Below are 16,558 nucleotides of genomic sequence, written 5' to 3' on the forward strand. Positions count from 1 at the left end.
TTTCTTTAATTAAGCAACTGGCAGACTAAAGAGGTTCGTTGAGCAAATCTAAGAATTCTACTGCATTAGCTTCCATTTGGTGAACTATTTTATCGGTTTTTACCACTAAGTGGTTGTACCCCACATAGGCTATGATACCTACTATAAGTCCCGCTACTGTAGTGGCCATAGCTGTATAAATACCTCCTGCTAAAGCGCCCATCTCAGCTTGCCCACCAGCGGTAGCCATTTCGTGAAATGACATAATCATACCTACTACCGTACCCAAGAAGCCTATCATAGGCCCTGCTCCTGCGATAGTAGCCAAGATAGCTGTATTTTTCTCTAACTTATACACCTCTAAAGTACCTGCATTTTCGATGGCTTTGTTGATATCTTCAAGCGGTTTCCCGATGCGTGATACTCCTTTTTCTATAAGGCGTGCTACAGGTGTGTTTGATTGCACACATAGCATTTTAGCAGCATCTAATCGACCTGCTGCTATACAATCGCGTATTTTGTACATAAAAGTTTTATCTACTTGCGAAGCTGCTTTGATAGCAAATGTGCGTTCGAAATAGATGTAGAGTGCCACCCCCAACATCAGGAAGAGAACCCCGATAATGATAATATTACCCGTGCCACCATCTATAATCATATCCATTATAGAAAGTGTTTTTTCTTGTACTTCAGGGGCAGCATTATTAGTTTGTGTAGCTATCCCCATAGCCGTTTGTAATCCTAACATAACTTCTTGTTTTTAGCTTTTAAAATCTCGCAAAAGTAGTAAATAATTATCAAATAGCAATTAATAAATAAAAAAACAATTGAAAAAAGAAGCTGTTTTTTATAGAAGTATTTGATTTTCAGAGGTTAATTGTTACTTATTAAACACAAAAAAAGGCTCTCAAAAAATGAGTAGCCTTTTTTTGTTTTGTGGACTCTACTGGATTCGAACCAGTGACCCTCTGCTTGTAAGGCAGATGCTCTGAACCAGCTGAGCTAAGAATCCGTTAAATTATGAAAACAACAATAAAATCCGAAATTTTGTGGGTCCTACTGGATTCGAACCAGTGACCCTCTGCTTGTAAGGCAGATGCTCTGAACCAGCTGAGCTAAGAACCCCAAAAATAACAATGATAAAAATTTTAAATCTTAAACCTAAGTGGGTCCTACTGGATTCGAACCAGTGACCCTCTGCTTGTAAGGCAGATGCTCTGAACCAGCTGAGCTAAGAACCCTTACGTTTTTAAATCGGGTGCAAAAGTACAACCTTTTTTTATAACCTCCAAATATTTTGCAAACTTTTTTGATAAAAGGATTGTAATTATTACATTACTAACTGATTATCAATACAATAACATCCTTTATAAGCAGGCTAAATTTAAAAAACAAATTACAAAACTAGTTTTTCTAAGGCTTCTAATAAAGTTTCTATCTTTAGCTTACAACTTTCAAAAAAAGCATCACTTTCTATAATATCACTTTCCCAAGACGCTATAGTTAGATTTTCTATATCCTCATAAAAAGGATACCATTCTGTTTCGCTCACAGGAATTCCTTTTTCTCTTAATCGTTGATGTAAAAGAGCTTTGTTTTCTTGTGAAAGTTGATAGTTTTTAGGATTATTACATACCCCATAATAATAACTCCCTTCTTCAAAGTCAAAACTAATCTCTATGTTCTCCTTCCATTGCTCTTTGGTAAGATAGAATCTTATGTAAGAATCGTAATTCTTATTAGTTCTTTCGTAATGGTATACCAATCCCTTTTGATGAGCAAACTCCTCCATTTTAGGGTTAAAATATTGTTTGGCTAAATAATCAAATACTTTAGGATAATTTAGAAAAACATTTTGTACAGCCTCTAAATTACCAAAATCAGCTAAAGTTTTTACTATCTCCTCTTGGTTTTTGGTATTCATATCTTGATTTGTTAGTATTTTTAAATGATTACTATATTGAATAAGAGTCTCACGAACAAGTGGCAGACGAGCTGCTAAAGCAATACATTTATCTAACCATCTTATAATCGTATCAGCATACGAAATAGTTAAGTAATTCACCCCCTCACCACTTTGTGGAGTGGCTTCGTTTCCCCAAAGAGTAAGATAGTAGATTTGATATACTTCAAATTCTTTTTTAGCAAATTGCTCATATCTCTTCAGTTGTTCATATTGGTCAGCTGCGTAAATTTTATTTTCTATAATAAGAGCATTTTTATTAGTATCTTTTATAAGAATATCTATACGTCCCTTATCAGTAGTATATTCAGTATAAACAGTTGCGTCAGATGGATTAAAGTCAGTTGGCACAAAATCTTTATCAATTAAGCTCAAAAAAGCTTTAAGCAACTCTGATTTTAAAGAGTGAGTACCTTTAGGATTCAGCAGTTCAGCTATAATAGCAGAATGGGTATTTTCATAATGATTGACCCCGCAAATGCGAAACATATTAAAACGTCCTCCTGTAGCGTTTAATATCTCGCTATTTTTTTGAGTAATCGTAGCTACTTGTCGTAATAAATTTTGCAGTTCTTTCATCTTTTAAACAATTCAATTGTAAAAATAGTTGATTAGCTAATGTATTTCCAAAGGTTTTTGTGACGTTGGAGTTGGTCGAGGGTGTAGGCTACGCATTGATGCTCTGGCTGGACTAAATCGGGGTCAGCTTTGAGGAGGTCGATAGCGTAGGCACGAGCCGCTTTTAGTATCTCTTGGTCTTTTACAATATCAGCTATTTTTAGGGCAAGTACCCCGCTCTGTTGAGTGCCCATTAGGTCGCCAGGCCCGCGCAGTTTGAGGTCTACTTCCGCTATCTCAAAACCATCATTAGTGCGCACCATTGTCTCCATACGCGTACGGGTATCATTACTCATCTTGTTGCCTGTCAGCAGTATACAATAGCTCTGCTCGCTACCACGCCCTACACGTCCGCGTAGCTGATGCAATTGCGATAAACCAAAGCGCTCGGCACTCTCTATGACCATCACTGAGGCATTAGGCACATTCACCCCTACCTCTATGACTGTTGTCGCCACCATTATCTGGGTTTCGTTTCGCACAAAACGCTCCATCTCGGCATCTTTCTCCGCAGGCTTGAGCTTGCCATGCACTATCGAGACTTTGTATTTAGGCAGCGGAAAAGAGGCTCTGATATACTCGTAACCTTCGGTTAAATTTTTGAAATCTAAGGCTTCTGACTCTTCTATCAGCGGATATACTACATACGCTTGCCGCCCTTTGTCTATTTCTTTTTTAACAAACTCATACGTTTCCGCACGTCGATTTTCAAAATGATGTATGGTTTTGATAGGCTTTCTACCAGGGGGTAACTCATCTATTACCGACACATCTAAGTCGCCGTATACACTCATTGCTAAAGTGCGCGGTATTGGAGTGGCAGTCATCACTAATATATGAGGCGGTAAGGCATTTTTATGCCACAGCTTAGCACGCTGTTCTACCCCAAAGCGGTGCTGTTCATCGATAATCGCTAACCCTAAGTTAGCAAACTGCACTTTATCTTCTAACAAGGCGTGAGTGCCAATGAGTATAGAAAGACTCCCCTCTTGCAACTGCTCATCTAAAATACGGCGCTCTTTGGTTTTAGAAGAGCCTGTTAATAAAGCTACACTTATGCCTGTATTTTGTAATAGAGCACTAATACTCTGGTAGTGCTGGGTAGCGAGAATTTCGGTAGGAGCCATTAAGCAGGCTTGAAAACCGTTATCTACCGCTAATAGCATCGTCATTAGGGCTACTATAGTCTTGCCAGAGCCTACATCACCTTGCAAGAGTCTGTTCATTTGGGCATTTGAGCCTAAATCGGCACGTATTTCTTTGAGCACTCGTTTCTGAGCGTTCGTCAGAGGAAAGGGTAAATGGTGGTTATAGAAGTTCATAAACGCATCGCCTACCTTTGTGAAAGGCATTCCTTGAAACTTCTGCTTTTGCAGTAGATTTTTGCGTACTAACTGTAGCTGTATGTAAAAAAGCTCTTCAAACTTCAGGCGCACGGTGGCTTTGGTAAGCATTGATTGGTCAGCAGGAAAGTGAATATTGCGCATTGCCTCCTGCTTGCTAATTAGGTTTAGTGTCTTGCGTATTGAAGCAGGTAGGTTCTCCATAAATTGATAACCGACCTCTTCGAACACCGTATGTATAAGTTGCCGCATCACACGGTTGCTGACTCCGCGCTTAGTTAGCTTCTCAGTAGAGGGGTAGACGGGCTGTATGCTGCTATGCCCTGCCTTGTTGAAATCGACAAGCAAGTCCATTTCAGGGTGGGGCATAGAGAAAACACCTCCGAAGTGATTGACTTTGCCAAATATGACATAAGATTCGTTTAGCTTTAGGCTATCGCTTATCCACTTGTGTCCTTTGAACCATACCAACTCCATTTGCCCCGTTTCATCTACAAAAGTAGCTACTAAACGCGCTTGTTTCTGCTGTGCTGAGGCTACCGTACGCAAGTTTACAATCTTACCAATAAGCTGTACTTCAGCATTATTATTTTGTAACTCATTGATTTTGTAAAACTTAGTACGGTCTATATACCGATTAGGAAATAGGTTGAGCAAGTCTTGGTACTGTTCTATACCCAATTCGGATTTGAGCAGCTCTGCCCGCTGTTTGCCTACCCCACGCAGGTATTCTACAGAAGTATGTAAAAGGTTTGGCACTTGTGTCATTTAAAGAAATGAATGTTTTTGGTGCAAAGATAGTGATAATTTGTCAATTTGACAATTTGTCGATTTGACAAATTAGGTAAAACAAACGAAATTATTGGGTTAGTGGGAGGGCTCAGAAGGCTGAGAGGGCTGGAGGTAGCATATTTTTCTGGTTTTTAGGCAATAATTAGACGTTTGGATTTCGCTCATCTTTCGCTCATCCTTCGGTGATCCTGTATCCTTCCTATATCTAAAGTAAAGGGAAGATAATATAGTAGATTTTTCTATCAAATTAGCAAATAAGACAAATAAATATGGTACAAAATTTGCATTCTTTTTTCATTGGCAAATTAGCAAATTGACTCATTATGATTATCATCCCTAAAAACTATGTATCGCCTTATGGCATTATGGATACCGAACGCGCTATCAAACTTATTAAAGATACTTTTGAAACTACTTTGGCTCGTGTGCTTCACCTCACTCGTATCTCTGCTCCGTTATTTGTAAAACGCGCTACCGGACTTAATGACGACCTCAACGGTGTGGAACGCCCTGTGAGTTTTGAAATGAAAGACGCTGAAGGACAGACTATTGAAATTATTCACTCGCTGGCTAAATGGAAACGTTTGGCACTAAAGCGTTATGGTATCAACCTACACGAGGGTATTTATACCGATATGAACGCTATCCGCCGCGATGAAACTTTAGACAACACTCATTCTATATACGTAGACCAATGGGACTGGGAAAAGGTTATCGCCCCTACAGACCGCACTTTGGCATACTTGCAACAGACAGTAAATCAGCTTTATAACGCCTTTTTGGAAACTGAAGCTACTCTTGTAGCTCATTACCCTAAATGCAGGGCTTTCCTACCCAAAGAGGTGACTTTCATCAGTTCGCAAGAACTTGAAGACCGCTACCCTACTCTATCACCTCAAAAACGCGAAGAGGTATTTGCTAAAGAGAAGGGAGCTATTTTCATCACCCAAATAGGCAAAACACTACGCTCAGGTAAAAAACACGATAACCGCGCCCCTGACTATGACGACTGGGAACTGAACGGTGACCTTATTTTATGGAATCCGGTATTGGACAGTGCCTTAGAGTTATCATCTATGGGAATACGTGTAGATGAAAAATCATTAGCGCACCAATTGAAAGTGGCTAATGCTGAACACCGCAAAAGCTTAGACTACCACCAAATGCTCTTAAGAGGAGAACTCCCTCTGACTATTGGTGGCGGTATTGGTCAGTCGCGTATCTGTATGTTGCTTATGCAGAAAGCACATATAGGGGAAGTACAGGCCTCTATATGGACAGATGATATGCTACGGCTTTGTGAAGAAAACGGCATTCAGTTGCTGTAATTTAAATAAAATGTTGTACATTTGCAAAAAAATAAATATTATGCAAACATTTATTTTAAGAAATGGAAATAATCAAGATGTTCAATTACTATTAGATATTTCTAAGAAATTAGGACTTGATTTAGAGTTACAGTCTCCTTTTTTTTCTGACAAAACAAGAATGGAATCTGTATCGCAAGCTCTCGTTGCTCTTACCCAAACAAGAAAAACTCATAATTTTTCTGAACAGGATATAGTAGATGAGTGTAGAAAAGTACGTGCTGAACTACAAAAATGAAAAAGATAATTATAGACACTAACATCTGGATCTCTGCCTTTTTAAAGACACCTTATGATATATTTAATTTGATTACGAACAATAACCTAAAAGTATTTGCTTGTAAGGAATTGCGTAATGAAATAAAAGAAGTTATGAGTCGTAAAAAGTTTGAGAAGTTTTTTTCGAAAGAAGATATCGACAATGCTCTAATTCTTTTTGATAATCTAACTGAAACTGTAGATTTACAGACCTGTTTTTTAGGGTGTCCTGATGTTAATGATGATTATTTATTTGCATTAGCAAAACAAACGGGAAGTGTCTTTCTTATTACAGGAGATAAAATCTTATTAAACTTTAAAACTGATTTTGTTTATACTATTTCATTAACTGATTTTAAAAACATACTTCCATTACTTTCAATTAATTATGAGAAGTAATTTTTCTGTAATTCTAAATCATACTCAAAGTTAATGCAATGAATGAACAAATGAGTTTTTAGCTATGAATTTAGGATTTTTTCTACCACAAGAAATGAAAGATTATTTTGCTAAAATTTTAGTTTTTAAAATAACAAACCCAATGAAAAATAAGACATATATTTTTGTACTTTTATTCTCAATTGCTACCACAAGCCTTATGGGACAGGAGTTACTTCCTCTCTCTTTGCGCCAAAAAGAAGAACTAAAAAAACAATCGTGGGTACGCGAAACTCCTTTTGAACCCGTGAAAGTAAAAGATATGGGAAACCGTATCAGCGCTTTGGCAATAAACCCTGCTAATGCTAGCCATTTCGTAGTGGCTCCTCATCAAGGGGGGGTATGGCTTACCCAAAATGGTGGGGAGACTTACCGCGAATTATGTACTACCCTACCCTCGCAAACGATTACAGCTCTGGCAATGAATTGGCAGTCAGGAATGTTGGCAGTGGCTACTCCCTATGGATTATTCGTTTCTACTGACAATGGCAAAACTGTTGATTTCAAAGGACTTGCAGGAACTAAACACATTACAGCCATTTATCTATCGCCTTCTAATCCTCAAGAGATAGTTGTAGGCGTATTAGGCAATAAGTATAAAACAGATGAAAAGCGCGGTATCTTCAAAAGTAGTGATGGAGGCAAAACGTGGCAGCAAAAGCTATTTGTAGGTACTCGCACGGGTATCAGCGACATAGTAGCTACCCCTGATGGTAGCACTCTACTGGCTACCGCTTGGGAAATAAATGACAGTCCGTGGAATAGTGTGCCTTACGGCAGTAATAGTGCCATCTATAAAAGTACTGACAAGGGCAACACTTGGACGAAAATAACGTCTAACAACGGTTTTCTAAAAGGTAATGCTATAGGCAAAATTGGAATTAGCTGCGTAGATGCACAAACCTATTACGCTGTAGTAGACAACCGCAACTATAAGAAAAAAGAGAACAATAACAGCCTACAAAAGCAGACTCACTTACAGCTTACCGCTCAAGATTTTGATGGTATGAGCAAAAGCGATTTTCTCGCCTTAGACAACAGTCGGTTAAATCGCTTCTTATACAACATAGGCGAAAACAAAAGGTACACCGCACAACACCTAAAAGATATTATCAGCGCTGAAGTAACCTCGCCCAGCAAGTTACTCAACTTCTTAGGCATCAGCGAAAAAGAAGCGATAGGGGCTGAAGTATACCTCACTACTGATGGGGGTACTTCGTGGCAAAAAACAAATACTCAACCCCTAAATGACGTGTATTACCAAAATGGTGAACGCTTTGCCTCTATCAGTGCTGACCCTGCCGACAAAGAGCACGTACTTATCGGTGGTTACCCTTTATTGGAATCGGTTGATGGTGGAAAAACGTGGCGCAGCAAACAGCCTGTAAATCTTGGAAGTGGTTATGAGCAATTGTATCAGCAGCAAGGCACCCTCTTCTGCACTACTCCGTATGGGCTAATGCTTTCTTATGACAGTGGACGTACTTTTGCGACTAAAAACGTGCCTCAAGCAATGAGTTTTGAGCAATTGGCATACGACAACACTAATAAAATACCTTACTTTATTAGCAAACAAGGCGTACTAGCCAAAAATAACGCACAATGGAATGTATTTAAGCTGCCTATTAACCGTTTAACCTTTGGAAATGAGAGCTATGCAGCTGCCTCTTACGGTCGTCTCTTTACTTTTTATCCTAATAAAGACCAACAAACACCCTTGGGCACTATGTATTACGGCGAAAGTAAAGCTCCTTTGCGCTTTGGTAAGTATGCCCCTCTATTGGTTTCACCTCAAAATAAAGACATCATTTATATAGGAAGCAATAAATTGCATATCTCTTTAGACAAAGGGCGTAATTGGCGCACCATCTCTGACGATGTAACCAACGGCAACAAACAAGGTAACAAGGCATATGGCACTATCTCGGCAATAGCAGAATCGCCTTTTATGTTTGGTTTGCTATACACTGGTAGTGATGATGGTATGATATACACTTCTGACAACGGAGGTGTATCGTGGAAGCAGATATACAACGCTTTCCCTCGTGCGCTACGCGTGAATAACCTTATTGCCTCAAAACATCAGCGCAACCGCGTACTCACCACCCTTATAAGCACTGATGAAACGGCTACTGACCCTTTTATTTTCATCAGTAATGACAATGGAAAAAGCTGGACAGACATTCGTTCAGACCTGCCTGACAGCAGGGTAAATGTACTAAAAGAAGACCCTATAAACGAACAAATACTCTATGCTGGAACGGACAACGGTTTGTACATTTCGTTTAACTTAGGAGAGAGTTGGCAACCTTTTAGCAAAGGGCTACCTGAGACAGGTATCGCCGACCTTATGATAGACGAAAATACCGGTGAAATGACGGTAGCTACCCTAGGGCGTGGGCTTTATCGCACTTCTATAAAGATGATGCAAGAACTGCGGGTAGCTATTACTTCGCAAGAATTTTACCCCTTTGAAGCCCCTATCAGCATAAACTATTCGACTAAATGGGGTAATGCTGCTAATGAATGGGAAGAGCCTCTAAAACCTACTGTATACAGCTATGCTTTTGCTTCAGAAGAAGGATTATCAATAAACGTAAAAGTAATGAAAGGTAAAATTACCCTCAATGAGTTTACTTATAAAACCAACAAAGGGTTTAACTACATACCTTACGACCTTACTATTTCGGCAGAAGGCAAAGTAGCCTACGAAAAAAGTGTACAGAAGATATTCCTGCCCACTGCAACTGACGGCAATGTATATCTGCCCAAAGGGCGTTATACCCTTGTATTCACGCTGCCCAACGATTTTGAAGAAGAAAGAACGTTAGAGGTTAAGTAAACTTGCTAATTAAGAATTTATTATTACCTTTGTGGTATCAATTCAAAAAACCTAATATTATGATGAGAAAAACAACTAAAACCGTACTGTTACTTTCATCAATGGGGCTAATGATAGCCTGCGGAAATAACAAAAAAACAGAAAACACAATGAGTGAAAACACAAATGTAGACAAGGGAATTGTCCTTGCTGAAATGGACACTACCATACGTCCGCAAGATGATTTCTACAATTATGTAAACGGTACTTGGGCTAAAACTGCCCAAATACCCGCTGACAAACCTACGTGGGGTTCTTTTCATATTCTACGTGAGAAAACCGACGAGAACTGTCTGCTTATTTTAGACAATTTGCTAAAAGAAAACTTTGAACAAGGCACTGAAGGACAGAAAATAAAAGACCTATATGAGTCTTTCATAGACTGGAACAAACGCGATGCTGAGGGGCTTAAACCTATAGAAGGCTATCTAAATAAAATTGATGCTATCAAAACGCTTGCTGACCTTCAGAAGTACTTAGAAGAGGCTACTAAAGAAGGTGAAAACCCTATCTGTGCTTGGGGCGTGTATGCCGATATGAAGGATTCTAACACCAATACCGTTTATCTGGGTAACTTTAGCATCGGTATGGGACGCGATTATTACCAAAAGGATAATAAAGAGAATACTGAAGCACTACAAAAATACCAAGATTATGTAGCTGCTATCTTCAAAGTACTGAAAGATGACAAAGCTGCGGAAAAAGCTAAAAAAATAGTAGATTTTGAACGCTCTGTAGCTAAACTAATGCTAACCAATGAGGAAGACCGCAACCCTAACCTCAGCTATAACCCCCAAACTATGGAGGAGCTTAGCAAATTGGTTAAAAACCTCAATTTACCTCAGTACCTCAAAAATGTAGGTGTAAATATTGATAAGGTGGTGGTTTCTGAAATTCGTTTGTACAAACAATATGACAAGTTTATCAACGAAAAGAACTTACCTCTGCTAAAAGATTACCTAAAATACCAATTGGTAGCTGATAACGCAAGCAACCTTACTAAAGAACTTGATGAACTTTCTTTTAACTTCTACAATAAAGAATTGCAAGGACAACAAGAGCAACGCCCAATGAACAAACGCGCTTTAAGCGTTATCAACAATATTTTGGGAGAAGCCTTTGGTAAGCTGTATGTAGAAAAGTACTTCCCTGCTAAAGCTAAAGAAGAGATGGTAACTTTAGTAGACTACCTGAAAAAGAGTTTTGCTCAACACATCAAAGAAGTGACTTGGATGTCTGATGCTACAAAAGAAAAAGCATTGGCAAAACTAAATAAATTCACCGTAAAAGTGGGATATCCTGACAAATGGGAAGACTACTCTAAACTAACCATTGAACCTGCTGCTAAGACTGTTTATTTTGCTAACTTGCAACGCGTGAGTGAATGGGCTTACCAAAAGAGTTTGGAGAAAGTAGGCAAACCTGTTGATAAAACTAAATGGGGTATGTCGCCACAAACCGTAAATGCGTATTACAACCCGCTATATAACGAAATCGTATTCCCTGCTGCTATCTTACAACCACCTTTCTTTAACTTTGAAGCTGACCCAGCAGTGAACTTTGGAGGTATAGGAGCTGTAATAGGACACGAAATGACCCACGGTTTTGATGATAGTGGTGCTGAGTTTGACGGCGATGGCAACCTACAAAACTGGTGGACACCTGAAGATAAAAAGAACTTTGAAGATGCTACCAAAGCTCTTGCGGCACAATTTGACAAGTATGAACCTGTGAAAGGCGTATTTGTAAATGGTACTTTCACCAGTGGCGAAAACATAGCTGACCTTGGTGGGGTGAACATCGCTTTTGATGCCCTACAAATGTATTTGAAAGACAAAGGACAAGTAGGTAAAATAAGCAACTTCACACAAGAACAACGTTTCTTTATCTCTTGGGGTACTGTATGGCGTACGCTCTCTAAAGAACAATACCTCACCAATCAAGTGAAGACAGACCCTCATAGCCCTGGTTACTTCCGTTCATTTGGTCCTCTTGTGAATGTTGATGCTTGGTATAAAGCCTTTGATGTAAAAGAAGGAGATAAACTCTATAAAAAACCTGAAGACCGCATTAAGATTTGGTAAGTTAGCACCGCACTAATGGTAACCCCTACCAATCCGTGCATTGCAACACTTTGCCCTACGAGATATAAATTCTTAATGTGAGTTTGTGGCATAAAAACGCTTTCCATTATATGGTCAGCGTTTTTTTTGTAGCCGTAAATAGCCCCCATAGCACTGCCTATATAGTCGCGGTAAGTAAGAGGGGTAGACGTATAATAATAAGCGATAGATTGCTTGATAGTAGGGAACTTTTGAGCTACAACATCTAATAAATCTAAAGCACGTTGGCGTTTGAAAAGTTCGTATTGCTCTCCCCTGCCCTCTCCTTGAGTACAAGTGCTAAAACTCTCGTACCAACGATGTAACTCATCGGGTGCCATATAAGTAAGAAGAGTGATATTATCGGTATAAGCTCCCCCATTCTTTGGTGGATTCATAGAGAGCATATATGATAGTGGAAAATCATTAGTGGCATATTGTGCTGTGTTATACACACTATCATTATCTTTAAACCAGTAGATATTATAAGGCAAATAGGGGAAAATATTAGGCTTAAGCACTAAGTGCAATGAAAAAGCCGAAGCTGTAGGTTGCAGCGCTTGTACGCGCTTGTAGAAAGAAGGTTTAAACGCTTGCTTGCCAGCTATTTGTAGTAACTGCTTTACATCAATAGCTGAGATTATATGAGTAGCCCTGAAAGTCTGCCCTTGCTTAGTATGCACCGCTGTAATCTGTTGCTCACTGCCATAGCTAAATGCGACAACTTCAGTTTGACAATAAAGATGCGCCCCATAGCGCTGTAACTCTCTAATAAGCAAGTCGGTTATCTGGCTACCTCCTTTGGTAAGTCGGTAAGCACTCTGTATATATGAATTAACTGAAAGTGCGTGTACATAGAGAGGTGTTTGAGGTGTTACTCCTGCATAAAGGAAACTTGCCCCCAAAAGGACTGCTTTAAGGCGTTCGTTAGTAGTAAGATTATCTAAAAAATCAGAGAGTTTTATAGAAAGGGTAGAAACATCATAATGTACTTCTGTCGCATTATAACGGTAAAGTGGAAATTTATCGCAAATAGTACGTATTGTATAGATATATTGCTCTAAAGCCTTTTGTTCATCGGGAAAATAAGCAAGCAACTGCTTTACGAAGTTTTTATACCCTTGGGCGTGAGGGTACATTACATCAGGAGTATCACCAAAGCAAATTCGGTCGTAGCCATTTAAATCAAGACGCTCTAATGAAAGGTCTTGCATTATCCCTACTTCTTTAAAATACTCATAGAGTACCTGCCCTTCAGATAGACTCCCTACGTAATGCACACCTGTATCGAAGAGAATATGATTGCGCTTAAAGGTCTGCAAATTGCCTCCGTATTGTTGGTTTTTCTCTAATATACAAACCTTTTTCCCTGCCCTTGCTAATAGTAAAGCAGAGAAAAGTCCCGAAAGACCACTACCTATTACTATTACATCATAAGCTTCATCTTTATTCTCTTCTGCCATATATTATCTTTCGATTATTTCTACTTTTTTAGTTCTTTCGAGCTTAAAACGTTCTTTATTCCAGTGGAAAGGTTTAAAATCTTTGTTCTTAATTACTGTATTATTTCTATAAATAAGATTTTCTACTGATTTAGCGTATAATATAGGTTCATCAAAAGTTTCAAATACGTTATTTTCAATACGGATATTAGAATGAAAGTATTTTTTTTGATCTGACAAGTTAGGTATTTCAGGATAAATAGAGATAATAGCATTGGTAAATTGATAATTTGCCGTAAGCGCATTGATAAAGCGGTTGTGTTTGATAGTTACATCGCGGCAAGCCCCCGTTTCGTACCAACCATTACAGTCGCCACAAAGCAAAATAGCAGCCCCATGTGTGTGGTCGAATACATTATGCGCACATACTACCTTTTTAGGAGTGCTAAAGAGTGCTCCTCGTGCCCTATTGTTGCGCACTACATTATGCGTAAATATAACTTGAGGGGTAAGAGTAAGGTTTTCTACCCCACAAGCGCGCTCAGCTGACACTTCATCGGGAAGAGGCTCATTAAAACTTATCTCAAACACCTTAGCTCCTTCATCTGTAGGGCTATCAACAGGTTTAATAGACTGAATACGATACCTCTTATGACCTATAGTTTCCATCGTTTTGGCAGCAACAAACTGTACTTCATCTCCCGTTCTTCCCCAAGTAAAACCCCACGATTGAGGATGCATATACTTGGCTGTGATAGTATTACGAGAGGGACGAGCTATGACTTTGAGGTATGTACCGTGGACATTGATAGCATCGTCTGCCATTCCCTCATAAAGTCCCCCTTCAGAACGAATGACACCACTACAGCTTGAAAAGTGGGTAGCATCAGCTTGGGTAGTATAAAAACGCTCTGAACCTTCTTTTATAGCTACCTTGAAGCCTTTGAGAGTAATATTTTCAGTAAGTTGTGCTAAAAGCCCCATTCCATAGGCATTATGTACTGTAACATTCTCTAACTTTATATTTTTACTCTCAGTAATAAAAATAGCTGGCGTAGGTCGCCCATAATTGCGCAGTGCAAAACGTTCGTCTTTCTCTATGCGAGGCTCTGCCCCCATTCCCTCTATTTTAAACACATTAGGAGACAATTCTGTAACTTTAGTAGGATTGAAAGACACATCTGCCCGCTGGTAAGTAAGTCGCTTATCCGGAGTAAAAAGCATACCGCCCATAGGCTGCTCTTCGTAATCCTCACCACAAAATAGGAGCTTACCAGCTTCTACTTTGTAATTACCCTCAGGATAAAGCTTGCCTACAACCGTATTATGCGCCTTATCTACCTCAGTAATATGCAGTTGTCGAAAATGAGGAATAGCAAAATCAATAGAAAAATTCTTGAGCGTGACATTAGTACAATTCTTGAGTACTATGGGGAGTATAGTGCCGTGAAAGATAAAATCGCTATTATTGCCGTCAATCACTACATCTTTTAGATTTTCTAAGTACAAAGCGACCTTTTTAGGGTTAGTTTGGTCGTGATTAGAGATATATAGCACCTTCTCTGAAGTTTGTGACAGATGAAAGTGATACGTATCCTTAGGGAAGGCATATTGATGGTTACTTCGAACCTCTACTTCGGTAGGGCTACTAACAGATGTTGATGTTTTGCAAGCTATGAAGCTGCTCAAAATCATAAGTATTGCATAATGTGGTTTCATATTGGTTTTTTATTTTATTATTCTGAAAATTCGGTTATAAACTTATCAATATACAGTTGTTTTTCTTTTGATTTGTACTGCTCTATATAGCGAGGATGCTCTAAAACTACCATTTTGCCAAACAAAGAGGCTTCTTTATTGAGTTTATGGAGGAAAGTAGCATTTTTCTTGCCTAAAACAAATACTTTTTGAGTATCTACCCCCATAGCTATATGCTTTTTGAGCGTTTCAATCATATAATCTTTTACTTCTAAAAAAAGAGCTGTATCATCATAATAATTGGCATTGAGCCATTTGCCATCTTTGGCTTTTTGTACAATAGCTAAAGGGAAGGGAGAATTAATATAAAACTGCTTATAAAAACGTTCTACCCCACCGTACTGCTTAATCATATCATACACAAAAACAGAGGATACCTCGTGGGTATGAGCCGAGTGCATCGGTATGCCGCACTCACTCTCTAAGCGCTTAGTATCAGTGAAAGGTACCCCTGTAACCCCAGCTCCATTTCTACTAGGATTGATACCTATGATAAACTTTCGCTGTTGATTATCTTTATAAAACTTCTCATAAAAAGCACGCATCACCTGCATTGTTTCAGGATTATCAACATAAGGATTGAGCACTGCAAAACCATTGGGCAGCGATTGCTCATACACTAAATGCGTGTTGAAATTAATAACTCTTTCAGCAAAAGTATTCATTAGGCTTGTTTTTTGAATTTTACAGCTACCCATTTATTGCGCTCTAAATTCTCTACGTATTGCAGACTGTGCGCTTCGGCTTTTTCACGAATAAGAGGTATATCTTCTTCATAAAAACCACTAAGCAAAAGTGTTCCGCCCGCTTTGAGCGATTGAGCGTACTGAGGAATATCGGCAAGAAGAATATTTCGGTTGATATTGGCTATAATCAAATCAAAATCCTTTTTATTAGCCAACGAAGAAGCATCACCAAGTTGTACTTGTATATACTCACAACCATTGCGTTGAACGTTTTCTATTGAATTTTCTACACACCACTCATCTACGTCTATTGCAGTAATATCGGTAGCGCCTCGCTTAGCTGCCATAATAGCTAACACACTAGTACCACAACCCATATCGAGTACTTTTTTATTGGTAAGTTCTTCATTTAGTAGGAATTGTAGCATCATATAGGTAGTTTCGTGATGTCCTGTGCCGAAGCTCATCTTAGGATCAATTACTATCTCATAAGGAGTAGAGGCTGCTGGATGAAAAGTAGCCCTAACCGTGCAAAGCCCCTCTATGGTAATAGGCTCAAAATGCTTTTCCCACTCTTCATTCCAATTGACCTGTTCAATAGTCTTAAAAGTGTAAGTAATTTGAAATTCATCACTCTGTAGTATCTGTATATCGTTGAGAATAGCTGTATGCCAAAGAGGTTCTTGTATATATGCTAACAGTCCGTTATCAGTATCTACAAAACTCTCAAAACCTACTTCAGCCAGCTCTGCTACTAAAATTTCTGAAGCTATCCCCATTGGGGTTATTGTAAAATTGTATTCTATATAATTCATTTTCTTAGCAATTATTTTCAGCTAAAGGCAAAATTACAAAAAAATATCTATTGTTCATTGTTAATTGACAATTATTTTGTACCTTTGTAATCACAATTCATAGAAGCATCAGAATT

General features: G+C 38.8%; 12 protein-coding genes and 3 tRNA genes. 5 read left to right on the forward strand and 10 right to left on the reverse strand.

Annotated features, from left to right (window positions below; all coding sequences use genetic code 11):
* Positions 1-25 precede the first annotated feature (25 nt).
* The 6 genes from C8P65_RS08830 to recG all read right to left on the reverse strand — a co-directional run bounded on the left by C8P65_RS08830 (position 26) and on the right by recG (position 4,671).
* A complete protein-coding gene (locus tag C8P65_RS08830; protein ID WP_009391826.1) occupies positions 26-727 on the reverse strand; it encodes a MotA/TolQ/ExbB proton channel family protein in 702 nt (233 codons plus the stop codon).
* A 189-nt stretch (positions 728-916) separates the two neighbouring features.
* A tRNA-Val gene (locus C8P65_RS08835) sits at positions 917-991 on the reverse strand.
* Positions 992-1,029: 38 nt separating this feature from the next.
* Positions 1,030-1,104, reverse strand: a tRNA-Val gene (locus tag C8P65_RS08840).
* 41 nt (positions 1,105-1,145) lie between these two features.
* Positions 1,146-1,220: transfer RNA gene (locus C8P65_RS08845), tRNA-Val, on the reverse strand.
* Positions 1,221-1,375: 155 nt separating this feature from the next.
* Positions 1,376-2,521 (reverse strand): PDDEXK-like family protein, encoded by a 1,146-nt coding sequence (locus C8P65_RS08850; RefSeq protein WP_107782487.1) that lies wholly within the window; start codon positions 2,519-2,521, stop codon positions 1,376-1,378.
* 32 nt (positions 2,522-2,553) lie between these two features.
* Positions 2,554-4,671 (reverse strand): ATP-dependent DNA helicase RecG, encoded by a 2,118-nt coding sequence (gene recG, locus C8P65_RS08855; protein WP_107782488.1) that lies wholly within the window; start codon positions 4,669-4,671, stop codon positions 2,554-2,556.
* A gap of 347 nt (positions 4,672-5,018) precedes the next feature.
* Between recG and asnA the strand changes: the two genes are divergently transcribed.
* The 5 genes from asnA to C8P65_RS08880 all read left to right on the forward strand — a co-directional run bounded on the left by asnA (position 5,019) and on the right by C8P65_RS08880 (position 11,723).
* Positions 5,019-6,023 (forward strand): aspartate--ammonia ligase, encoded by a 1,005-nt coding sequence (gene asnA, locus C8P65_RS08860; protein WP_107782489.1) that lies wholly within the window; start codon positions 5,019-5,021, stop codon positions 6,021-6,023.
* A 40-nt stretch (positions 6,024-6,063) separates the two neighbouring features.
* Complete coding sequence (locus C8P65_RS08865) at positions 6,064-6,300, forward strand: hypothetical protein (RefSeq protein WP_107782490.1); 237 nt, start codon at positions 6,064-6,066, stop codon at positions 6,298-6,300.
* Positions 6,297-6,719, forward strand: a complete 423-nt coding sequence (locus C8P65_RS08870; protein ID WP_107782491.1) for a putative toxin-antitoxin system toxin component, PIN family — start codon at positions 6,297-6,299, stop codon at positions 6,717-6,719. The genes C8P65_RS08865 and C8P65_RS08870 overlap by 4 nt, the downstream gene beginning before the upstream one ends.
* A gap of 142 nt (positions 6,720-6,861) precedes the next feature.
* Entirely contained in the window at positions 6,862-9,600 is a 2,739-nt protein-coding gene (locus C8P65_RS08875; RefSeq protein WP_107782517.1) for a WD40/YVTN/BNR-like repeat-containing protein, read from the forward strand.
* Positions 9,601-9,659: 59 nt separating this feature from the next.
* Positions 9,660-11,723, forward strand: a complete 2,064-nt coding sequence (locus C8P65_RS08880) for a M13 family metallopeptidase (RefSeq protein ID WP_107782492.1) — start codon at positions 9,660-9,662, stop codon at positions 11,721-11,723.
* Here C8P65_RS08880 and C8P65_RS08885 read toward each other — a convergent pair.
* The 4 genes from C8P65_RS08885 to prmA are packed head-to-tail and all read right to left on the reverse strand — an operon-like array spanning position 11,687 to position 16,442.
* A complete protein-coding gene (locus C8P65_RS08885; protein ID WP_107782493.1) occupies positions 11,687-13,204 on the reverse strand; it encodes a phytoene desaturase family protein in 1,518 nt (505 codons plus the stop codon). The two genes, C8P65_RS08880 and C8P65_RS08885, sit on opposite strands and share 37 nt — an antisense overlap.
* A gap of 3 nt (positions 13,205-13,207) precedes the next feature.
* Complete coding sequence (locus C8P65_RS08890) at positions 13,208-14,902, reverse strand: alpha-1,3-galactosidase-related protein (RefSeq protein WP_107782494.1); 1,695 nt, start codon at positions 14,900-14,902, stop codon at positions 13,208-13,210.
* A gap of 17 nt (positions 14,903-14,919) precedes the next feature.
* The gene (locus tag C8P65_RS08895) at positions 14,920-15,606 is read right to left on the reverse strand and encodes an SMUG2 DNA glycosylase family protein (protein WP_107782495.1); all 687 of its coding nucleotides are present in this window, start codon (positions 15,604-15,606) and stop codon (positions 14,920-14,922) included.
* Positions 15,606-16,442, reverse strand: coding sequence for a 50S ribosomal protein L11 methyltransferase (gene prmA, locus C8P65_RS08900; RefSeq protein ID WP_107782496.1), 837 nt, complete (start codon positions 16,440-16,442; stop codon positions 15,606-15,608). The genes C8P65_RS08895 and prmA overlap by 1 nt, the downstream gene beginning before the upstream one ends.
* Positions 16,443-16,558: the final 116 nt, after the last annotated feature.

Origin of the sequence: Capnocytophaga leadbetteri (genome assembly GCF_003054025.1) — a bacterium.
Taxonomy (GTDB): Bacteria; Bacteroidota; Bacteroidia; order Flavobacteriales; family Flavobacteriaceae; genus Capnocytophaga; species Capnocytophaga leadbetteri.